Annotated in this window: 19 protein-coding genes; 4 read left to right on the top strand and 15 right to left on the bottom strand. The window is 58.0% G+C overall.

Going from position 1 to position 22,150, the window contains the following annotated elements; translation table 11 throughout:
• The 3 genes from ACIONG_RS18075 to ACIONG_RS18085 all read right to left on the bottom strand — a co-directional run bounded on the left by ACIONG_RS18075 (window position 1) and on the right by ACIONG_RS18085 (window position 2,158).
• A complete protein-coding gene (locus ACIONG_RS18075) occupies window positions 1–795 on the bottom strand; it encodes an acyl-CoA thioesterase (protein WP_401301618.1) in 795 nt (264 codons plus the stop codon).
• 240 nt (window positions 796–1,035) lie between these two features.
• Complete coding sequence (locus ACIONG_RS18080; RefSeq protein ID WP_315445852.1) at window positions 1,036–1,800, bottom strand: CHAD domain-containing protein; 765 nt, start codon at window positions 1,798–1,800, stop codon at window positions 1,036–1,038.
• Window positions 1,801–1,879: 79 nt separating this feature from the next.
• The gene (locus ACIONG_RS18085) at window positions 1,880–2,158 is read right to left on the bottom strand and encodes a hypothetical protein (protein WP_007908543.1); all 279 of its coding nucleotides are present in this window, start codon (window positions 2,156–2,158) and stop codon (window positions 1,880–1,882) included.
• A gap of 216 nt (window positions 2,159–2,374) precedes the next feature.
• Here ACIONG_RS18085 and ACIONG_RS18090 point away from each other — a divergent pair, with 216 nt between their 5' ends.
• Window positions 2,375–3,421: a patatin-like phospholipase family protein gene (locus ACIONG_RS18090; protein ID WP_103304717.1), complete on the top strand. Its 1,047-nt coding sequence runs from the start codon at window positions 2,375–2,377 to the stop codon at window positions 3,419–3,421.
• A gap of 142 nt (window positions 3,422–3,563) precedes the next feature.
• On the opposite strand, the gene ACIONG_RS18095 is transcribed toward ACIONG_RS18090, so the two are convergent.
• The 6 genes from ACIONG_RS18095 to kdpF form a co-directional block, all read right to left on the bottom strand.
• Window positions 3,564–4,262, bottom strand: a complete 699-nt coding sequence (locus ACIONG_RS18095) for a response regulator (protein ID WP_401301621.1) — start codon at window positions 4,260–4,262, stop codon at window positions 3,564–3,566.
• A gap of 48 nt (window positions 4,263–4,310) precedes the next feature.
• Window positions 4,311–6,962 (bottom strand): DUF4118 domain-containing protein, encoded by a 2,652-nt coding sequence (locus ACIONG_RS18100; protein WP_401301624.1) that lies wholly within the window; start codon window positions 6,960–6,962, stop codon window positions 4,311–4,313.
• A 138-nt stretch (window positions 6,963–7,100) separates the two neighbouring features.
• Window positions 7,101–7,646, bottom strand: a complete 546-nt coding sequence (gene kdpC / locus ACIONG_RS18105; RefSeq protein WP_103305699.1) for a potassium-transporting ATPase subunit KdpC — start codon at window positions 7,644–7,646, stop codon at window positions 7,101–7,103.
• 229 nt (window positions 7,647–7,875) lie between these two features.
• Window positions 7,876–9,933 (bottom strand): potassium-transporting ATPase subunit KdpB, encoded by a 2,058-nt coding sequence (gene kdpB, locus ACIONG_RS18110; protein ID WP_401301628.1) that lies wholly within the window; start codon window positions 9,931–9,933, stop codon window positions 7,876–7,878.
• Window positions 9,934–9,943: 10 nt separating this feature from the next.
• Entirely contained in the window at window positions 9,944–11,638 is a 1,695-nt protein-coding gene (gene kdpA, locus ACIONG_RS18115; protein WP_401301631.1) for a potassium-transporting ATPase subunit KdpA, read from the bottom strand.
• Window positions 11,639–11,646: 8 nt separating this feature from the next.
• Complete coding sequence (kdpF, locus tag ACIONG_RS18120; protein WP_007899818.1) at window positions 11,647–11,736, bottom strand: K(+)-transporting ATPase subunit F; 90 nt, start codon at window positions 11,734–11,736, stop codon at window positions 11,647–11,649.
• A 424-nt stretch (window positions 11,737–12,160) separates the two neighbouring features.
• On the opposite strand from kdpF, the gene eat reads away from it, so the two are divergent.
• From eat to ACIONG_RS18135, 3 genes are all read left to right on the top strand, one after another.
• A complete protein-coding gene (gene eat, locus ACIONG_RS18125) occupies window positions 12,161–13,525 on the top strand; it encodes an ethanolamine permease (protein WP_401301634.1) in 1,365 nt (454 codons plus the stop codon).
• Between the two features lie 130 nt (window positions 13,526–13,655).
• Window positions 13,656–13,823, top strand: a complete 168-nt coding sequence (locus ACIONG_RS18130) for a DUF2897 family protein (protein ID WP_103305695.1) — start codon at window positions 13,656–13,658, stop codon at window positions 13,821–13,823.
• A 137-nt stretch (window positions 13,824–13,960) separates the two neighbouring features.
• A complete protein-coding gene (locus ACIONG_RS18135) occupies window positions 13,961–14,518 on the top strand; it encodes a TetR/AcrR family transcriptional regulator (RefSeq protein ID WP_401301637.1) in 558 nt (185 codons plus the stop codon).
• On the opposite strand, the gene fabF is transcribed toward ACIONG_RS18135, so the two are convergent.
• From fabF to ACIONG_RS18165, 6 genes are all read right to left on the bottom strand, one after another.
• Window positions 14,515–15,789: a beta-ketoacyl-ACP synthase II gene (gene fabF, locus ACIONG_RS18140; protein ID WP_213026222.1), complete on the bottom strand. Its 1,275-nt coding sequence runs from the start codon at window positions 15,787–15,789 to the stop codon at window positions 14,515–14,517. The two genes, ACIONG_RS18135 and fabF, sit on opposite strands and share 4 nt — an antisense overlap.
• 32 nt (window positions 15,790–15,821) lie before the next feature.
• A complete protein-coding gene (locus ACIONG_RS18145; RefSeq protein ID WP_401301640.1) occupies window positions 15,822–16,616 on the bottom strand; it encodes an SDR family NAD(P)-dependent oxidoreductase in 795 nt (264 codons plus the stop codon).
• Between the two features lie 206 nt (window positions 16,617–16,822).
• Window positions 16,823–17,158, bottom strand: a complete 336-nt coding sequence (locus ACIONG_RS18150; RefSeq protein WP_103305691.1) for a helix-hairpin-helix domain-containing protein — start codon at window positions 17,156–17,158, stop codon at window positions 16,823–16,825.
• Window positions 17,159–17,268: 110 nt separating this feature from the next.
• Window positions 17,269–19,263, bottom strand: a complete 1,995-nt coding sequence (locus ACIONG_RS18155) for a nucleoside-diphosphate sugar epimerase/dehydratase (RefSeq protein WP_103305704.1) — start codon at window positions 19,261–19,263, stop codon at window positions 17,269–17,271.
• Window positions 19,264–19,978: 715 nt separating this feature from the next.
• Window positions 19,979–20,941 carry an NAD-dependent epimerase/dehydratase family protein gene (locus tag ACIONG_RS18160; RefSeq protein WP_401301644.1) on the bottom strand — a complete coding sequence of 321 codons (963 nt, stop codon included), beginning with the start codon at window positions 20,939–20,941 and terminating at the stop codon, window positions 19,979–19,981.
• Window positions 20,925–22,145 (bottom strand): glycosyltransferase family 4 protein, encoded by a 1,221-nt coding sequence (locus ACIONG_RS18165; protein WP_401301647.1) that lies wholly within the window; start codon window positions 22,143–22,145, stop codon window positions 20,925–20,927. The genes ACIONG_RS18160 and ACIONG_RS18165 overlap by 17 nt, the downstream gene beginning before the upstream one ends.
• Window positions 22,146–22,150 lie beyond the last annotated feature (5 nt).

A 22,150-nucleotide genomic window follows, 5' to 3' on the forward strand; every position in this document is an offset into this window, starting at 1 on the left:
TCAGGCGAAGATCGTGACAGTCTGGCGGCTCATCGCAATCAACTGACCTTGCGCGCTCCACAACTTGGCGGCGACGTGGCCGTAACCGTCGGCGGCGTATTCGATGTCGGCGAGGTATTTGCACCAGTCCAGCGTGCTCAGATCATGTAACGGCTGAACAAACTCAATGGTCCAGGTCAACGTGCTACCCGGTGCCGGCTTCTTCAGGTACGGCAGCAACGCCGGTGGCCACGCATCGACCAGCGCCAGCAGATGCGCCTCACTGACCGGCTCTTCCTTGACATCCCCGCGCAACCGCACCCAGCCGCCCATCAGCCGTGATGGAGTACCGGTGAACGGCATGCCGCCTACAGTCCAGCGCATTGCCAGATGGCGCATGAACTCAGGCGTTACGCCTTTGATGTAGGGCAACTCCGGACATTCGTCCCAGTGTTTCATTTCTGCTGCCGGATAGGCTTCAACCGCCACCTCCGAAGGCCGCGATGCACCGAAGCTGCCTTGCACTATCGTCACCACCTGACCGTTCTGCATGGCGCGCCCCAGCACTTGGCTGACCGCTTTGCCTTCACGCAGCACCTCCACCTCGAAGCTCACCGGGACTTCAGGTTCGACCGGGCCGACAAAGGTGATCGCCAGCGAACGCACCGGGCGATCTGCCGGCACCCTGGCGCGCATGGCTTCGTATTGCAGCGCAGCCACCAGACCACCAAAACTGGCGCGGCCCTGACCCCATTCGGCGGGAATGGTCAGTTGCGGATCGCGGCGGACCGCCTCGAGCAGATCACAAAAGCGCATGGCAACCTCGGAAAGCGAAAAGTGAATGCGGGGATCTTAACCAGCCAAAGACAGCGCCGCAGCGTCTATTCCGGTCAAATGCGCTGACAGAAAGGCCTTAAACCCATATCAGCCACACTGAAATCCCTTGTAGGAGTGAGCCTGCTCGCGATAGCGGTCTGACAGCCAACACAGTTGTTGAATGTCAGACCGCTATCGCGAGCAGGCTCACTCCTACAGGGGTTTTGGGGTGATTCAGGATTATTTGAAGCAAGTCGAACTGAGTTTTTCGAGGACGCGATCGGCTTTGCTTTCGGCCTTGATCATGGTCGCTTGCCACGTCGCGACGCAGGGCTGCAAGTCCGCTTCCTGCTCGGCTTTCGCCAGCCACTGCCAGCAATCGTGCCAGTCACCGAGCGCGCCTTGGGCTGACTTCAAACGCTCCAGCGCCGGTTGCGGCAAGCGATCCAGTTCGGGATAGGCTTCGATGCCATAGCGCACGCGCTTGATCAGCAGACGCAGACGATGGCGGTCATGGGCCGGATCGTGCAGCGCCTCGTCGAGTTTCTGCCATTGTTTGCCGAGGCGTTTTTCGATGCGTTTATCCAGCCCCTTGAGCAAGCCTTGACGCTGGGATGCGCGCAGAAAACGCGGGAACGCATCGAGCATCATCAACAGCGAAGCCACCTCCTGACTCGCCGCCAGTGCCGGATAGGCCTCGGCCATTTGCACCAGACGCCGTTGCGCGGCTTCAGGCTGATCGTGTTGAAGCAGATACGCCGCGAGCACTTCGCGATCACGCCACGGCGTGGTCAACTGGCCGACCGCCGACGCCGCGCCCTCCAACTGCTCGACACCCGGCAAACCACGCAACGGCCGCAACAGGCTGCGCAAGCGCCGTACCGTGGTGCGCAGATCGTGCAGCGCTTCGGGGTCGGTACGTGCAGTCAATCGCGCCTGACAGGCCAGCAGCCGCACTTCCAGGCTCAGGACATGGGCCACCAGACGATCAACCAATGCAGACATCACTTGCTCCTGATTCAAATGGCTTTGCGGATGAGTCTGCCGTTGTGTCGCAGCCGCATCCTTGCGCTACGTCAGCAGCTTAGCGTCCGGCGCGGGATTCGCGAATGTAGAAACGCGCCTTCTCGGCCTTTTTGCTGCACCCTTCGAAACCCTCGAATTGCTGTTGGGTCTTGGCGGCCGTCAGCAACGACAGGGCCTTGGAGTAGCTGACCGTACCGGCGAAACCTTCGGCCTTGGCCAGATCCAGTTCATGCCACGCCGCATCGAGCTGGCTGCCACAGCTGTCGCGGTAAGCGGTTTTACCGGCGCAACCGGCCAATGCCAGAGCCATCAACGGCACACAGATCCAGGCTTTCATCACTTACACCTCAAAATAGGTCAACAGTCGTGCAGGTAAGACGGTCAGGCGGCGAAAAAGTGCCTTGCCGGCGCTTGAATCCGCGCAACTGAGAAGGATAGCGCTGAAGGGTCATGCAGTATCGAAAAAACGACGTCAGCGGCGCACTCAACGACTTCGGCGATTGAGCCAGCCCGGCGATGGGTGCATTGTGGAACCTTGTCGGGAGGAAGCTGGATGAAAAAACGAGTCGCACTGGTGCTGGGCTCCGGTGGCGCCCGGGGTTATGCCCATATCGGAGTCATTGAAGAGATCGAGAAACGCGGTTACGAAATTGCCTGCATTGCCGGGTGTTCGATGGGCGCGGTTGTCGGCGGGATCTACGCCGCCGGCAAACTCGACGTTTACAAAAACTGGATCGAAAGTCTCGATTATCTGGATGTGCTGCGCCTGGTCGACGTGAGCTTCCGCCTCGGCGCGATTCGTGGCGAAAAGGTCTTCGGCCAGATCCGCAAGATCGTTGGCGAGATCAACATCGAAGACCTACGCATCCCTTACACCGCCGTTGCTGCCGACCTCACTAACCAGCAGGAAATCTGGTTTCAGGAAGGCTGCCTGCATCAGGCGATGCGTGCCTCGGCGGCGATTCCCAGTCTGTTTACTCCGGTCATGCAGGGCAATCGGATGTTGGTCGACGGCGGCATCCTCAACCCGCTGCCAATCGTGCCGGTGGTGTCGAGTCACTGCGATCTGATCATCGCGGTCAATCTCAACTCGACCAACCAGCGCCATTACAAATTGCCGGTGATCCAGCGTCCTGCGGCATTTCGCAGCCGGTTCGACAGCCTGATCAGTTCGCTGGGTTCGAAGATGCCGTTCCGCCGGACACAAGCTGAACAGTTACTGCGACTGGAACAGGAAGCCTTGCGCGCCGAGGCCGCCGACATCAACCCGTGGCTCGAAGGCGCCGAACCCGAAGCCCAGCAACCCGCCGCCGCGCCCGAACGCGAAGGCGCGCCGAAATCCGCCACCGGGTCATTCATCATCGATAACGTCGGCCCGGCCTCGCTGCTGGATTTGATCAACCAGAGTTTCGAGGTGATGCAGACCTCGCTGGCGCAGTACAAGATCGCCGGCTATCCACCGGACATCCTGATCAATGTGCCGAAGCGGGTTTGCCGGTTCTTCGAGTTTTACAAGGCGCCGGAGTTGATCGCGTTGGGACGCGAGATTGCCCGGGATACGCTGGATCGGTATGACAGCGAACAGAGCAGAGAGCCCTGAAGTTTTCCGCTGACTGCAGCGGCCCCATCGCTGGCAAGCCAGCTCCCACAGGTTTCAGGAGTGTGGCTCAAATCTGTGCATCGCACCGACCACTGTGGGAGCTGGCTTGCCAGCGATGAGGCCGGAAAAGACAACACAACATTCAAAGATTGTTGTCGCTGATCAGTCGATACCCGACCCCCGCCTCCGTCACGATAAACCGCGGCTGCGTCGGATCATCCGCCAGTTTCTGGCGCAAATGCCCCACCACAATCCGCAGATAGTGACTGTCCTCGGTATGCGTCGGCCCCCAGATATCCTTGAGCAATTGCTGCTGCGTGATCACCCGCCCAGGATGCCGCGCCAGTTGCGCCAACACCGCATATTCCTTGCGGGTCAGCGCCACTTCGGCGCCGTCCAGCAATACGCGCCGATACGCCAGATCCACGGTCAACGGGCCGAAATTCAGCGCTGCCTGCTGCGCCTCGCCCGCCGGTGCCTGGCGCAACAAGGCGCGCACCCGGGCAAGAAACTCCTGAATGCCGAACGGCTTGGTCACGTAATCATTGGCGCCACCATCCAGCGCCTGGACTTTCTGCCCTTCGCTGGCGCGCACCGACAGCACCAGTACCGGCGCCGTGGCCCACTCGCGGAACTCGCGCAGCACTTGCTGGCCGTCCATGTCCGGCAGGCCCAGGTCAAGCACCAGCAAGTCCGGTTTGTTCAGCGCCGCTTGCGCCAAACCCTCGGCACCGGTACCGGCCTCGAGCACTTTGTAGCCTTGTGAAGCGAGGCTGATGCGCAAGAACTTGCGGATCTGCGGTTCGTCGTCGATGACCAAAATGGTCGCAGTCTGGCTCATGAATTCACATCAACAGAAAAGATTGGCAAGAGAGTAGCGCACACGGATTCAGGCTTCATCGTCCATCCCCGGTTGCGCCTGCAACGGCAGGTGCAGGGTGATGCAGGTGCCGCGCCCGTCGATGCCGTCGGCAACGCTGATCCGTCCGCCATGCGCACCGACCATGCCCTGACAGATCGCCAGTCCCAGCCCCGTGCCCTGGCCGCCGCGATCTCCGCGTGCAGCGGTGTAGAACATGTCGAAAATCTTCGCTCGCTCGTCCTCGGGAATCCCCGGTCCTTCGTCACTGACCGAGAAGAAAATCTCTTGATCATTCGCTCCCGCGTTCAGTTGCAAACGACCGTGAGGGGGCGAGAAGCGCGCAGCGTTTTCCAGCACATTGACCAACGCCTGCTCGATCAGCGCCGCATGCACGAACAACAATGGCAACTCGGCCGGCACATCGGTGCTGACCTGCAACGGTGCGAGCACCGCGCGCAGGCGATTGAGTGAACTGCCGACGATGTCGGCCGGCGACACCCAATCCCGCGCCAACTTAAGCGCGCCATGGCCGAGCCGGGTCATATCGAGCAGATTCTGGATATAACGATCAAGACGTTCGGCCTCATCGCGGGTGCCTTCGAGCAGCTCACGACGATCCTCCAGCGGGATCGCTTCGCCGAGGGCCAACAGACTGTCAATGCTGCCGCGCATGGAGGTCAGCGGTGTGCGCAAATCGTGGGATACCGAGGCAAGCAAGGCGCTGCGCAGTTGCTCGGTTTCGCCGTGCAGGCGCGCCGCTTCCAGATCGTCCGCCAGTTGCGCGCGGGCCAGTGCTTGCGCCAATGGCTGACTGAGCGCGGTGAGTAAACGACGACGCTGGCCACTCAGGGTCTGGCCTTCTTTGGCGCAAACACCGAGCAAGGCCAACGGCCCGTCTTCGACCGACAGCGGCCACCACCACCAGCGACCGAACGGCAACGTGCCCGTGCCCATGCCGGCCGGTTGATCGTGCTGCCAGGCCCAGTCGGCGGCGGCGCGTTCGGACTCGGTGAATTCCAGTGGCCCGCCGGTCTCGACTTTCCAGCCACCCTGGCCGTCGCGATTGAGCAGACACAATTGCAGATCGCTCCAGCCATTGAGGTGCTGCGCGGCGGCGCTGACCACGGCTTGCCGATCAGTAGCAGCGGTGAGTTTGCGCGACAGATCGAGCAGTTCAGTGGTTTCTTCCTGGGTGTCGCGCAACGCTTGCAATTGCCGACGCTGACGTGCCGCGAGATTACCGGTGAGCGCCGCCATCAACAGGAAGAACAGCAAGGTCAGCACGTCTTCTTCGCGCTGGATGCTGAAGGAAAAATTCGGTGGGATGAACAGAAAGTCGTAGGTCAGAAACGACAACGCCGCGCAGGCCAGCGCCGGGCCAAGACTGCTGCGCACCGCCACCAGCAACACTGCCGCGAGGAACACCAGCGAGATATTCGGCAGCGGCAACACACTCGACACCGCCCACGCCAGGGCACTGGCCAACACCGTGGCGACCAGCGCCAGCGCGTAGTCGAACCACACCAGTGTCGGCGTTGATCGAGGGCGCGGTTGATGCTGCTCCTGATCGCTGTCGAGGACGTTGATTTCCAGACCATGAGCCTGACGCAACAAGCGTGCAGCCAAGCCGCCACCGAACAAGCGACGACGCAGACGCGGTCGCGATTGGCCGACCAGCACCAGACTCGCCCGGCGTTCAGCGGCATGCTGGATCAGGGTTTTCGCCACTTCGCCGGCACGCAGCAACACCACTTCGCCGCCGAGGCGTTCGGCGAGTTGCTGGGCACTTTGCAGACGCAGACGCGATTGCTCGTCACGCAACGTGCCGTTGTCGACGTGCACCAGACTCCACGGCAAATGCCGACGCTGCGCCACCCGACTGGCGTGACGCACAAGGCGTTCGGCCTGCGCATCGCCATCGACACCGACCAGCAAACGTCCGCGCACCGCCGGCGCGGCCTGACCGAGTTGCCGATAGCCCTGAGCGAGATCGTTATCGACCTGTGCGGCAGCGGTTTGCATCGCCAGCTCGCGCAGTGCGGTGAGATTGGTCTGGGTGAAAAATGCATCGATCGCAGCGCGGGCCTGCTCCGGCACGTAGACCTTGCCTTCGCGCAGTCGCTCAAGCAATTCGCGCGGTGGCAAGTCGATCAGCAGCAGTTCGTAGGCTTCCTGCAGCACCCAGTCGGGCAGGGTTTCGCGCACTTGCACACCGGTGATGCCGCGCACCTGATCGTTGAGGCTTTCGAGGTGCTGGACGTTGACCGTGGTGAACACGTCGATGCCGGCGGCGAGCAGTTCCTGAATGTCTTGCCAGCGTTTGGTGTGGCGACTGCCGGGAGCGTTGCTGTGTGCCAGCTCATCGACCAGCACCAGTTTCGGTTTGGCGGCGAGGATGCCGTCGAGGTCCATTTCTTCCAGCATCACACCACGGTATTCCGAGCGCACCAATGGCTGCTGCGGCAAGCCGCCGAGCAGCGCTTCGGTTTCGGCGCGGCCGTGGGTCTCGACGACCCCGGCGATGACTTTTACGCCCTGGCGCAGTTGGGTGTGGGCGGCCTGGAGCATGGCGTAGGTCTTGCCGACGCCGGGAGCGGCGCCGAGAAAAACCTTGAGTCGGCCACGGCCGTCGCGGGGCAGGTCAGCTAACAGTGCGTCGGCGCGGCCGGAGTCGCTCATGCTTGATGCTCTCTCTTCCTGATTGATCGTTCCCACGCTCTGCGTGGGAATGCAGCCCGGGACGCTCTGCGTCCCACTAATGCAGACGCGGAGCGTCCATTGATGCATTCCCACGCAGAGCGTGGGAACGATCATCTTCTACAGTTTTTCCAGTGCCATGTTCAGCTCAAGCACATTCACCACCGGCGGCCCTACCAACGGCTGTTCGATGTGCGCATCGAGCAGTTGCTGCAAGGTCGACACCGGCAGATTGCGCGCTTGCGCGACACGCGCCAGTTGATAGGCAATTGCCGCTGGAGGCAAGTGCGGATCGAGGCCGCTGCCGGAAGTGGTCAGCAGCGCCAATGGCACTGGACCTTGCCCGGGAACCTGCAATTTGTTGGCGTCGTCGATCACCCGTGTGGCCAGTGCCGGATTGCTCGGCGCCAGGTTGCTCGCGCTGCTGGAAACCGTCGCAAACGCACCGGCCGATGGCCGTGGGTGGAACCAGGCATCGCCGACAAAATCCTGGGCGATCAGAGACGAGCCGCGAACCTTGCCATCGGCGTCGTGAACCAGACTGCCGTTGGCCTGTGCGGGGAACGCGACTTGCGCGACGCCAGTCACCACCAGTGGATAGGCAACGCCGGTGACCAGGGTCATCAGCACCAGCAGGCTCAGGGCCGGACGTATCATTGTGGACATTTCAGAATCCTCGAATTCGTTGGGCAAACTTTGGTGGAGTGTCAGGAAATTCTTTTCCCCCTCACCCCAGCCCTCTCCCCCAAGCGTCGAGGGGGAAAGGGAGCCGAACATCGCATTGTTCAAAACCTGAGTTCGACTCGATCTCTCAGGTCGGTGCAGCCCCAAAAAACACCTCGGTCAGTCCCCTCTCCCTCCGGGAGAGGGTCAGGGTGAGGGGCTCTTTGCAGCCTCACACCAGATGCAACGCCGTCAGCAGCATGTCGATCGCCTTGATCCCCACGAACGGCACCACAATCCCGCCCAATCCGTAAATCAGCAGATTGCGTCGCAATAACGCCGCCGCACTCGCCGCCTGCACTCGCACACCACGCAACGCCAGTGGAATCAGCACCACAATGATCAAGGCGTTGAAGACGATGGCCGACAGAATCGCGCTCTGCGGGCTGGTCAGGTGCATGATGTTCAGCACGCCCAGTTGCGGGTAGATCGAGGCAAACAGCGCTGGCAAGATCGCGAAGTATTTGGCCACGTCGTTGGCAATGGAAAAGGTCGTCAACGCACCACGCGTCACCAGCAATTCCTTGCCGATCTGCACCACGTCCAACAGCTTGGTCGGGTCGCTGTCGAGGTCGACCATGTTGGCCGCCTCGCGTGCCGCTTGCGTACCGTCGTTCATCGCCATGCCGACGTCAGCCTGAGCCAGCGCCGGAGCATCGTTGGCGCCGTCGCCGCACATCGCGACCAGGCGACCGTCGTTCTGCTCGTGACGAATACGCGCAAGTTTTTTCTCCGGGGTCGCTTCGGCGAGGACGTCATCGACACCGGCTTCAGCGGCAATCGCAGCAGCGGTCAGCGGGTTGTCGCCGGTGACCATCACCGTGCGAATCCCCAGTTTGCGCAGTTCGGCAAAACGCTCGCGGATACCTGGCTTGACCACGTCCTTGAGATGGATCGCGCCGAGCAATTTACCGTCGGCACAGACCAGCAACGGCGTGCCACCGCTCTGCGCGATCTTGTCGATTTCCCGCGACAGCGCCGGGGCCAGATCGGCGCGTTTCTGGCCGAGGAAATTCAACAGCGAATCCACCGCGCCCTTGCGATACACGCGGCCCTGATAGTCGACACCGGACAAACGGGTTTCCGCACTGAACGGCACAGCGGTCAGGGTTTCCAGCGACGGCTCAGGTTGCGGATGCAGACCGCGCAGGTACTCGACGATGGATTTACCTTCGGCGGTGTCATCTGCCAGCGAGGCAAACAGCGCACCCTCGGCCAGATCACGACCACTGACACCCGGCGCGGCATACACCGCACTGCACCGACGGTTGCCGAAGGTGATGGTGCCGGTCTTGTCCAGCAACAGCACATGCACGTCACCCGCCGCTTCCACCGCACGCCCGGATTTGGCGATCACGTTCAGGCGCACCAGGCGATCCATCCCGGCGATACCAATGGCCGACAGCAAGCCACCGATGGTGGTCGGAATCAACGTCACCAGCAGCGCCACCAGGAACACCAGCGGCAAGCTGCCATTGGCGAAGTGGGCGAACGGTTGCAGGGTCACGACCACCAGCAGGAAGATCAGGGTCAGGCCGATCAGCAGGATATCCAGCGCCACTTCGTTCGGGGTTTTCTGGCGTTTGGCGCCTTCGACCAGCGCGATCATGCGGTCGAGGGTCGACTCACCGGGGTTGGCGGTGATCTTCACCAGCAGCCAGTCGGAGACCAGTCGGGTGTTGCCGGTGACCGCCGAGCGATCGCCGCCGGACTCACGAATCACTGGAGCGGATTCACCGGTGATTGCCGCTTCGTTGACCGCCGCAATACCCTCGATGACTTCGCCGTCACCGGGGATCATTTCCCCCGCTTCGACGCGCACGATATCGCCTTTACGCAAGCTGGCTGCGGGCACAACCTGGAAGCTGCCATTGGCCTGTTTGCGTCGAGCGCTGAGGCCTTCGCTGCCGGCCTTGAGGCTGTCGGCGCGGGCCTTGCCGCGACCTTCGGCCAAGGCTTCGGCGAAGTTGGCGAACAGCACCGTGAACCACAGCCACAGGGCGATTTGTGCGGCGACGAACGTCGGTACGACATTGTCCGGAATGAAGCACAACACGGTGGTGAAGATCGCGGTCAGTTCAACCACCAGCATCACTGGCGAGCGCACCAGCTGCCGAGGGTCGAGCTTGACGAAGGCTTGCACCAGCGCCGGTCGCCACAGGGCCGAGATCGCGGTTTTCGCTTGTTCCGGTGCCTTGGCGGCAACGGGTTTGATTGCGGGCATATTCATCATTCAGTCCTCAGAAGCCCATGCTCAGATGTTCGGCGATAGGGCCGAGCGCCAGGGTCGGCAAGAAGGTCAGGCCGCCCACCAGCAAAATGGTCACGGTCAACAGGGTCACGAACAGCGGGCCGTGGGTCGGGAAGCTGTTCTGGCCGATCGGTGCGGTTTTCTTCATCGCCAGGCTGCCGGCCAGTGCCAGTACCGGAAGGATGTAACCGAAGCGCCCGATCAACATGCCCAGACCGAGCATCAGGTTGTGGAACGGTGTGTTCGCACTCAGGCCGCCGAACGCCGAACCGTTGTTCGCGCTGGCCGAGGTGTAGGCGTAGAGCAATTGGCTGAAACCGTGCGGGCCGGGGTTGCTGATGGTTGCCGCAGGGCCTGGCAGAACGGCAGCAATCGCGCCGAGCACCAGCACGCCAACCGGCATCACCAGGAGCGTGACGACCAGCAATTGCACTTCCCGCGCCTGGAGTTTCTTGCCGAGGTATTCCGGGGTGCGGCCGATCATCAGGCCGGCGAGGAACACCGCGATGAGTACGTTGAGCAACATGCCGTAGAGCCCGGCACCGACGCCGCCGAAGATCACTTCGCCGACCATCATGTTGACCAGCGCCACCATGCCGCTGAGCGGGTTGAGGCTGTCATGCATACCGTTGACCGAACCGTTCGATGCGGCGGTAGTGGTCACCGACCACAGCACGGTGGCGGTGGTGCCGAAGCGTGCTTCCTTGCCTTCCAGCGGTGCAGTCTGCTCGACGGCAACGTTGTTCAGCGCAGGGTTAGGCTGATATTCGGCCCACAGCGAGGTCGCGCCGCCGATCAGGAACAGTGCGAGCATGCAGGCGATGATCGCGCGGCTCTGACGCAGGTCCTTGACGTAGTGGCCGAAGGTGAACACCAGCGCCACCGGGATCAAGATGATCGAAGTGACTTCGAACAGGTTGCTCCACGCGGTCGGGTTCTCGAACGGGTGCGCCGAGTTCACGCCGAAGAAGCCACCACCGTTGGTGCCCAGTTGCTTGATCGCAATCTGGCTGGCCGCAGGCCCCAGCGGGATCACTTGATCAACGCCCTGCATCGTCACGGCATTCACATATTGCGCGAAAGTTTGCGGCACGCCCTGCCAGACCAGATACAGCGCCAGCAGCAGGCACAGTGGCAACAAGCCGTATAGGGTGGCGCGGGTCATGTCGACCCAGAAGTTGCCAAGGGTCTTGGCCGACTTGCGACCGATACCGCGGCACAGCGCAACCAGCACAGCCAGGCCAGTCGCGGCGCTGACGAAGTTCTGCACGGTGAGGCCGACCATCTGACTCAGGTAGCTGAGGGTCGCTTCGCCGCTGTAGGACTGCCAGTTGGTGTTGGTCATGAAACTGACGGCGGTGTTGAACGCTTGCGTCCACTCCTGACCCGGCAGGTTTTGCGGGTTGAGCGGCAGGTGATCCTGGAACAACAGGATCGCAAACAGCAGCAGGAAACCGGCGAGGTTGAACGCCAGCAGCGCCAGCGTGTACTTCTGCCAGCTCTGTTCAGCCTGCGGATCGACCCCGGCAATGCGATAACAGCCGCGCTCGACCGGGCCCAGAATCGGCGTCAGCCAGGTGCGCTGACCTTCCATCACTTTGTAGTAGAAGCGCCCGAGGAAAGGCGCCGGCAGCAAGACCACCGCGAAGAACGCGAGGATCAGCCAATAGTCATAACTGTGCATAGCCGCTCCTAGTTCCGGTCCGCGCGCAACAGCGCAACCAACAGATAAATGAACAGTCCCACTGCCAGCAGCAGGGACACCCCGTCCAGAACGCTCATGGAAGATCTCCGTGTTACGGCGTATTGCCGCGTGTGGAGGCATTGTCGGAAAGGAGGCTGTAAAGGAACGAGACCGAGGGGATTGGCTGGGCATAAAGAAAGCGTAAAGAGTCGGTTTATGCGTTCGTTACAGCCAGGTTTTGCGCTGGCTGGGCCGGCCTCATCGCGGGCAAGCCCGGCTCCCACAGGTTTCGCAGTGAAAGCAGATTCTGCGATCGGCACAAAACCCTGTGGGAGCGGGTTTGCCCGCGATGGCGGCAGTACAGACAACATCGCACCCAACTGGCGCACAGAAATGTGCTGGTCAGGCGGCGAACATCCTCGATACGACAGCTTTCAGCACATTACGACCTGATTCCCCGCAATGGCACGCCCGCTGCACACAGCCTCCCCCGAGCTTTCCAAACCTTCAGGGAGCAAACACATGAACACACAACTCAAACCCACCCTGGGCACCTTGCATCTGTGGGGCATCGCTGTCGGGCTGGTGATTTCCGGGGAATACTTCGGCTGGAGTTATGGCTGGGGCGTGGCCGGAACACTGGGTTTTCTGGTGACTTCGTTCATGGTCGCGACCATGTACACCTGCTTCATTTTCAGCTTCACCGAACTGACCACGGCGATCCCTCACGCGGGTGGACCGTTCGCCTACAGCCGCCGCGCCTTCGGTGAAAAAGGTGGATTGATTGCCGGGCTGGCAACGCTGATCGAATTCGTCTTCGCGCCTCCAGCTATCGCGTTGGCCATCGGTGCTTACCTGAATGTGCAATTCCCCGCACTTGATCCAAAACACGCGGCGGTCGGTGCTTACATCGTGTTCATGGGGTTGAACATCCTCGGCGTGAAGCTTGCGGCAACCTTCGAGTTGATTGTCTGTGTTCTGGCCGTCGCCGAGTTGTTGGTCTTCATGGGCGTCGTCGCACCGGCGTTCAGCTTCAGCAACTTCGCCCTCAATGGCTGGGCGGGTTCAGATGTGTTCGGGGCGCCGGCGATTGCCGGAATGTTCGCGGCGATTCCGTTTGCCATCTGGTTCTTCCTCGCCATCGAAGGCGCAGCCATGGCCGCCGAAGAAGCCAAGGATCCAAAACGCACGATTCCCAAGGCCTATATCAGCGGCATCCTGACCCTGGTGTTGCTGGCGATGGGCGTGATGTTCTTTGCCGGCGGCGTTGGCGACTGGCGCACCCTGGCCAACATCAATGACCCACTGCCGCAAGCCATGAAAACCGTGGTCGGCGACAACTCCGGCTGGCTGCACATGCTGGTGTGGATCGGCCTGTTCGGCCTGGTGGCAAGTTTCCACGGGATCATCCTCGGTTACTCGCGCCAGTTCTTTGCCCTCGCCCGCGCCGGATACCTACCGGCCTCACTGGCCAAGCTGTCGCGCTTCCAGACCCCGCATCGCGCGATCATTATCGGAGGCATCATCGGCATCGCCGCCATCTATAGCGACGGCCTGATCAATCTCGGCGGTATGACCCTCACGGCGGCGATGATCACCATGGCCGTGTTCGGCGCCATCGTGATGTACATCATGAGCATGCTCAGCCTGTTCAAACTGCGTAAATCGGAACCGAATCTGGAGCGTACTTTCCGCGCGCCGTGCTATCCGTTGATTCCAATGATTGCATTGGTGCTGGCGGTGGTGTGCCTGGTGGCGATGGCGTGGTTCAACGCGTTGATCGGGCTGATTTTCCTCGGCTTCATGGCCGTAGGCTTCGGCTACTTCCTTCTTACCGGCCAACTGCGCGCCAACGCACCAGCCGATGCCATGCTCACCGGTCTTTAGAATTTGCTCGCATGCAACAGGCATAACGGGCCTAGAATGGAACCACTGCGAACTGATCTCGCTCAAAAGTTATATGCAGCGGTTCACGGCGAAATCCTCGCCCACCGATCTGCCTTTAAGGAGAGCCGTTATGCCTTGGTATGCCTGGTTGATTCTGGTCGTTGCAATCGGCTCGATCGTTGGCGGGTTGATGATGTTGCGAGACACCGCCAACAAGGTCGAACTGACCGATGAAGAACGCAAGCGCGTCGCGCAACGCAACGCGGAAATGGACGCGAAAGAAGCGCAAGACCGCTAAAGAAAACCCCGCCTGAATGGCGGGGTTTGTTTTTTCAGATCCGTTCGGACCTGCCTGCATGCTTTTTAGAAGTAGAAGTACAGTCACCATCTAATTTTCCTTGGTTAAGATGGGGGCATTGTTGCGGAGAGCTCCAAATGCGTTACTCGCAAGACCACAAAGCCCAGACCCATCAGCGCATCATCAAGGAAGCGTCGGCACGATTTCGCAAGGACGGCATCGGCGCGACCGGTCTGCAGCCACTTATGAAGGCATTGGGTTTGACCCACGGCGGTTTCTACTCGCACTTCAAATCCAAGGATGAGTTGGTCGAAAAGGCACTGCAGGAAGCGAGTGATCAGGTTGATGGGCTTTGCGCGGAAATCTTTGCGCAAGAAAATCCGCTGCACGCGTTTATCGACACCTACCTGTCCGAATGGCATCAGACCTCCCCGCATGAAGGCTGTCCTCTCCTGACCATCTCCTCGGAACTGGGACTGCGCGGACAACCCAGCCCGACCAGCGATGCCGTACTCAGCGCGCGACTGGGGCAGATCGATAACACCCTTGAAGGTGACAATCGTGCCGACCGCGCCATCGTCATCATGTCGACCTTGGTCGGCGCTCTGTTGCTGTCACGCAGTGTCGCGGATGCCGAGTTTGCGCAGCGCATTCTTGACGTCACCCGCGACCATCTCAAACAGACGGAAGACTAATCCTGCCAACGCTTGAATAGCACGCTGGCGTTTACCCCGCCGAAACCGAAGCCATTGGACAAGGCATATTCGATCGGCATCACCCGGGCCTGGCCATGGACAATGTCTACCCCTTCGCTCGCAGGGTCGGGGTTTTCAAAGTTGAGCGTTGGCGGTACGACCTGATCACGAATTGCCAGTAATGTGAAGATCGCTTCAAGCCCGCCGGCAGCGCCAAGCAAATGTCCGGTGGCGGACTTGGTTGAGGTCACAGCGATTTTGTTTTCCTTGCCGAATACGCTTTTAATCGCCGCCAGTTCCCCCAGATCACCCACCGGTGTGGACGTGGCGTGAGCATTGAGATGCTGCACTTGAGCCGGCTTAACGCCGGCCTGAGCCAGCGCCAACTCCATTGCGCGCCGTGCACCGCTGCCGTCTTCAGGACCCGCTGTCAGGTGATAGGCATCGGCCGTGGTGCCGTAACCTACCAACTCCGCCAAGGGTTTCGCGCCACGGGCCAAGGCGTGCTCCAGAGATTCGATCACCAGCAGGCCCGCGCCCTCGCCCATGACAAAGCCATCACGACCGCTGTCGAACGGTCGCGAGGCGCGCTGCGGGGTGTCGTTGTAGCCACTGGACAGCGCCCGAGCTGCCGCGAAACCGGCAAGGCTGACCCGATCGATCGAAGCTTCCGCTCCACCGCACACAGCGATGTCGGCCTCCCCGGCACGAATCAATCGCGCAGCGTCACCGATCGCTTGAACCCCGGCGGCACACGCCGTCACCGGCGCGCCCAGCGGACCTTTGAGGCCATGCTGGATCGATACGTGACCGGCCGCCAGATTGACCAGAAAGGAAGGAATGGTGAAAGGCGACAAACGCCGCGGGCCTCGACTGTCAGTCGTACGCACCGCATCGGCAATCGCCCCGAACCCGCCCACACCCGAGCCGATAATCGTCGCGGTGCGCTCGCGGCTGGTTTCTTCAGACGGATGCCACCCAGCCTGCTCCAGCGCCTGCCGGGCGGCCTCCATGGCAAACAGAATGAAGCGATCCATCTTCTTCTGTTCTTTGGGTGGTGTGGCGCGATCCGGATCGAAACCGGCTTCGGCGTCCTCTTCCACGGTTGGCACCCTGCCGCCGACACTGGTGGGCAAGTCAGCGACCACAGCTTCAGGCAAATTGCGCAGGCCCGAACGCCCTTCCAGCAAACGCTGCCAGACAACTTCGACACCGCTGCCCAAGGGCGAAACCAGACCCATGCCCGTAACGACTATTCGACGCTGATCCATACCGCGTGTACCTCTGACCGATTGAGGAAAACTTACTTGTAACGACTGGCTGCCGAGCTACGGGAAAGGTTCGGTACCATGACGTGCCGCGCAGCGACAAAGGCTTGCCACTCGCCCGCATCCGGCAGGGACGGGATAGTAATGAGTTCCCCCTGATCCAGACCTGCCAGCGCGGCATCGACCATCTCGCCGGCCTCCATCACCATTTCGGCCGGGATAGCGCTGGCGTCGATGCCTGATCGCTCCCAGATTTCCGTACGGGTAACGCCGGGCAGCACCGCTTGCACTTTGACGCCGGTGCCATCGAGCTCGGCATTCAACGATTGTGTGAGGCTCAGCACATAAGCTTTGCTGGCGCTGTAGTTCGCATTGAAACGCTCCGGAAACAGCGCCACTACCGAGGCGATATTGATGATCGTGCCGCGACCGGCCTTGGCGAAACTCGCTGCGGCCGCAGAGGCCAGCAACGTGACAGCGGTAACATTCAACTGGATCAGACGCTCCAGCTGTTCCGCATCGGAGTTGGCTAACAACCCGTCTGCCGCCACACCGGCGTTGTTCACCAGCAAACTGATGCTTGAGTCACTGCGCAGTCGTTGCTGGAGTTTCAGCACATCGTCTTTCTGCGTCAGATCCGCCTTCAGTACCTCGACCTGAACGCCATGGGCATCGCGCAACTTGCTCGCTGCACTTTCCAGACGCACCTGGTCACGGGCGACCAATAGCAAATCAAAACCGCGAGCCGCCAGGCGCTGCGCGTAAATCGCACCAATACCGGACGATGCGCCAGTGACGAGCGCTGTACCTTGGGACTGAACAGAATTCATGAACGTGCTCCTGACATGCATAAGGGACATGGCCTCCAGTGTGATCGAAGGCAACAGAAATTATTATAGGCATAATTTTTAGGTAATATGATAGCCGTAATTTTCAGTTTTCCGATAAACGCCTCAACACCGTCTCCGCCTAGCCTTGTTCACCTGAAAACAAAAAGGCCGGTCAATGACCGGCCCCTTGGCGTTGAACAATCAGCTTAGTTCACTTCCAGCTTATCGCGATTGCGATCCAGGATCGCCTTGCCGATCCCCTTCACTTCCAGCAACTCATCCACCGATGCGAACGGCCCGTTTGTTTCACGATAAGCAACAATCGCTTTGGCCTTCGCCTCGCCTACACCGGACAGCTCCTTTTGCAGCGTTGCTGCGTCGGCACCATTGAGATCGACTTTTGCACTTTGAGAAGGTGTCGCAGCGTCCATCACCATCGGCGCCTTCGCTGGCTCGGGGGGTGTGGCAGGTGCCGCAATCGCTGCAATCGACGCGCTGGTCAGGAAAGCAAATATCAGGGAGTAGAAGTAACCGGTACGCATAAGTGACGCTCCATCATCATTTGAGAAAGCAGCTTTTCCCAAGCTGCTATTCAAAAGTAGGTCATGGATGGAGCATGTCAAAAATGCGTGCGTTACAGGATGTGAAACAATCAGGGTTCGAGACGGCGTTGCTGGTAGATCCAGTCGACGATCTCGCCGTCGGGGGTGTAGCCGCTGACAGTTTCGCGCAGGAGTTGGCGAACGCGGGAATAATCGTCTTTCTCAACGGCAAAAAGCAGATCGCTCAATCTGATTTTCAACACATCCCAAGGCAGATGATCCTCGTTGGCCGTCATGATCATCGGGTGTGGTGTAGCGGCTACGTTATCGCCGATCAACAATTCCTCGTAGAGCTTTTCGCCTGGGCGCAAACCGGTGAACGCAATGGAGATATCGCCTTGAGGATTACGTTCAGAACGAATGCTCAGACCGGAAAGATGAATCATCTTCTCTGCCAATTCGACGATTCTCACAGGTTCTCCCATATCCAGAACAAACACATCGCCGCCCTGACCCATTGAGCCAGCCTGGATGACCAGTTGCGCAGCTTCAGGAATGGTCATGAAATAGCGGGTGATCTTCGGGTGAGTGACCGTGAGAGGGCCACCGGATTTGATTTGACTGTGAAATAGCGGGATCACCGAACCAGATGACCCCAGCACATTGCCAAAGCGCACCATGGTAAAACGCGTCTTGTTGACCCGAGATACTTTGTCGTTATCGCCAAACAACACGGGGGCAATTTCACGGCTGAGAGCTTGCAGGGTCATCTCGGCCAACCGCTTCGTGCTGCCCATGACATTGGTCGGACGTACGGCCTTGTCCGTGGATATCAAGACAAAATTGGAAACCCCGGACTGCAACGCTGCCTGAGCAGTATTAAGCGTCCCGATAACATTATTGAGCACACCTTCGGCAATATTGTGTTCAACCATGGGCACGTGCTTGTAAGCCGCCGCATGGTAGACCGTTTCAACTTTCCAGGTCTTCATTACATCCAGAAGTTTGTCCTGGTGCCGAATGGAGCCCAGGATCGGCAACAGACGGACAGTCACCGACTCCCGACAGCCCCGCTGCTCCAATTCAGACAGAATGCTATAGAGATTGAATTCGCTGTGCTCGAACAACAGAAGTGTTGTCGGACCAAGTGAGAAAATCTGTCGGCAAAGCTCTGCACCAATCGAACCGCCAGCGCCAGTGACCATCACTGTCTTGCCTTTGATACACCGTTCAAGCAAGTCCGCTTGCGCTGGTACCGAATCGCGTCCCAGAAGGTCAGCAATATCTACTTCCTGAATGTCTTCGACCTTTACTCGACCGCTGGCAAGGTCGGTGAAGTTGGGTACGCTTCTGACGTGCAGCGGGAAACGCTCCAGAATAGTGAGGATTTCTCTACGTCGCGCACGGGTAGATGAAGGTAAAGCCAAGAGAATTTCCTGCGCGCCCGTCACGTCGATCATCTGCTGGATATGTTTGGGCTTGTACACTTGAAGACCCGAAATTGATCGGTCGGCAATGCTGGCATCGTCGTCGATAAAAGCCACCGGGCGCATCACCTTGCCCATACGCAGTGCTGCCACAAGCTGGTTGCCAGCAACACCGGCCCCGTAAATCGCAACTTTGGTCAACCCGTTGTCACGGTTGGCAAACGGCACGTGCTGAGCCGCACTGAACCAATCGCCCATAAAATACTGGCGCATGCACAGTCGCAATCCACCGATAATGACCAGGCTGAGCCACCAGTAGTTGAACACGATGGAGCGCGGTACCACAGACTCATGATTGCTGTACCAATACACCACGAGCGCCAGAATCAGCGAAGACAAACTGACAGCCTTGATAATGGCGATCAAGGCATCGTTACCGAAGTAACGCATGACCGCCCGATACATGCCGAAGCGGATAAAAAGAGGAATTGCGACGACAGGAGCGCAGACAAAAAGCCAGAAATGCACCCTGAACGGGTTGTACATATCATCAATACCCAGACGAACGATGAACGCCAACCACAAGGCAGTCCAGACCAAAAAAATGTCTGTGCCGACCTGAATCAGTCGTTTCTGACGCCGGGGGAGCGCTAACAGACGCTCTCTGACCTTGTCCATAAACTCTTCAAACACCTCAGAATTCTCCCTTCAGCTGCGCTCAAGCTAGTGAAACCTTATAAGCCCATCCCACTCACTTTAAAACCAAAAAAACAGATTTGGTGACCCGTCTTTTTTCGTCAGCGTCACCGTCGTCCCTTCAGAACCCGATCCTCGCCACACCCAAAATAAAAATTCATTGGCAAATGCCCCCGGCCATCCGGTCGAATCCGAGCAAGTGAGCAGCCTTAAATCCTACAAAGAAAGGTAGATTGACGCAGAAAAGGTGTGGGAAATGCAAACGTATGAACCGTCCTTATGGTGAACCGAAGTGGAGGCTCACGGTATAGGTGAAAGCCAAGCGTACACAACAAATCGATTGGTACGGTATCGCACATTCGGGCTGTCAAAATACCTTTGTTGCTGTTTACTCGAAATATCTGATGTGTGTTCAGGAAATAATCGATTCGGCATTAACCCGGTCAACACCACTTCATCGAGAAGAAACCAGAACGTTATCATCGGAAGCGACGCGCTCTATTCGCGACTCACCGCATTATATCCTTAGAGTTTTACGCCCAGCCTCAGATATCGAAGAAAATTAGCCAATGACGCAAAAGCCTTGCATGAAACTTAATAAATGCGGTAAAGCTCACTGCAACTAAAGAAACAAAAATCAATCGGGATGATGAGATCACCCCGGATAGACCAAAGCCAAAAAACATATAACCCAAAACTACAGCCCCGAGGACTTTATCCAGTTATAGGTTTCAAGTATTCCATCCTGCCAAGCAACCTGAGGACTCCACCCCAAATGGGTTTTGGCGCGATTAATGTCCAAAATGCTTACAGGAATATCCATATTCCGGCCAGGCAAATAATTAACAGCGATCGACTTTCCGACCGTATGTTCTAGTGTCGAGATAATCTCATTGATACTGATACCCGCGCCAGAACCAATATTGAAGACCTTATAAGGACTACTATTACTAAGTGCCAGTTCAATAGCATTGACAACGTCATCAATGAATACGTAATCCCTTACAACTCCACCATCCCCCCAAACATCTATTGGCTCATCGTGTATGGCGTGTTGAAAAAACGCCGAAATGACACCCTGATTCTTTTTGTTGGTCTGATACGGTCCATATGGATTGGCAACACGCAGAACACAATAGTCAAGTTTGTACAGGTGATAATATAGAGAAAGGTACTTCTCAATGGTGAGCTTGCTGACGCCATAGGCGGTTATTGGGTTGTTTTCGGAGGCTTCGGGAGTCGGAATGACTGATGGAACGCCATACACCGTTCCACCCGAAGATAAAAATACTATCTTCTTCACCCCGGAATTTACGCATGCATCTAACAGATTCAGCGTCGATACAACATTCGCCTGAAGATCAGCAACACGATTAATATTTGCACTTGCTGGCGTAGAAGCGTTAACCAGATGAATCACTGTATCGCAATCACCAATTGCGTTCGCAATCTGGTTGGCGTCGGCAAAATCACCCTCAATCCACTTGCATTTCTTGAATGCATCCTTATACATGGGATTTCGACCGAAGGCTTTGACATTGGGGTATTTCTCCCCAAGCTTTTCGCAAAGACGGGAACCAATAAATCCGCTGGCGCCTAAGACTATACAACGAGGATTGTTATGCATTACCGGGCCCTGCAAATTAGTTATCAATTTCAATTAACGCATTCTTGAGCTTTTCAGCTTCTAATTCCCAACTGGAAAAATTCGCAGTCTCCAGTCCCTCAGAGCGAATTGCAGCATGCGTCTCTGGGCTCTGTAACAGCTCACAAATTGCGTCAGCGAGACGTTCAGGTACTGCTTCAGTCAGGATGGAATTACGATCATTCAACAGCCACTCAGTGCAAGGAGCACGATTGCTGACAACAGGCACCCCACACGCCATCAACTCTAGCGGAAGCAGCGACAGATTCGTAAACGAGAGCACAAGAGCCACATCGCACTGATTGTAGAGATCGGGTAGATCACTAACTTTCATGGTCCCGGCATTCACGTGAGCGAACGGTATTTTAAAGGACGAAACGTCCCAACCGGCAAATATAACCTCCACATCGGGAATTCGCTTGACTACTTCATTCAACGTAATCAACCCAAGCTCAAAGGCGCGCCGCGGAGTAGGAGGACGGGCATAGAAGAAGACCTTTTTCCCAGTTGTTCTTTTCGCCTCTTTGACTTTATACAAAGCACGATCATATGAAAAACCAATAGGATATGCATCAGCCCCATATTCCGCTCGAAGCTTGTTTGCCAGCCAATCTCCGGCAGTTATACAGTTGAATCCGAAAGAATATGTAGCTTCGGCCAGCGCAGACTCCGATCCGACAGCATAAAAATAGGGCTCAAAATCCTGAACAAAATAACATTTATGCTTGGCATTTTGAAAGTTGCGAACATAGTAAGCGGTCTGCCAGGATGTTGCCATCATGTAGTAAGAAGCCGGAACAGAAGCCAGACCATCATACACTTGAGCTTTTAATGGGAAAAACCAGTCAGAGATCTGTCTCTTTGCTTGTTTAATGTCGTATTCCGGGTGAGACCCGACGATTACAACCCGACACTCGTAGCCGAGCTTCTCTAGCAGGAACACAAAACGGAAAATATTGAGGTGCCCGCCTGATCCTTTGCCATAAGCAGGTACAACCCATGTAACCGTGTTTGCTTCAGCACTCCCTTCCACATAGGTCACACCTGAAGGTTGGTAGAGTGCAAAATCATAAAAACCAAGAACATCATTCTTTGTAAAAATCGCCGACTTGTTTGACTCGATGCTTTCAATCGTTTTCTTTACCAGGGGCAGCAGTCCGTGCGTACGATAATAGCTTATCGCTTGCTTGGCTTTGTTCTTCGCGACTGTAAAATTCATGGAAA

The sequence above is a fragment of the Pseudomonas sp. NPDC087817 genome (genome assembly GCF_044742875.1).
Taxonomy (GTDB): domain Bacteria; phylum Pseudomonadota; class Gammaproteobacteria; order Pseudomonadales; family Pseudomonadaceae; genus Aquipseudomonas.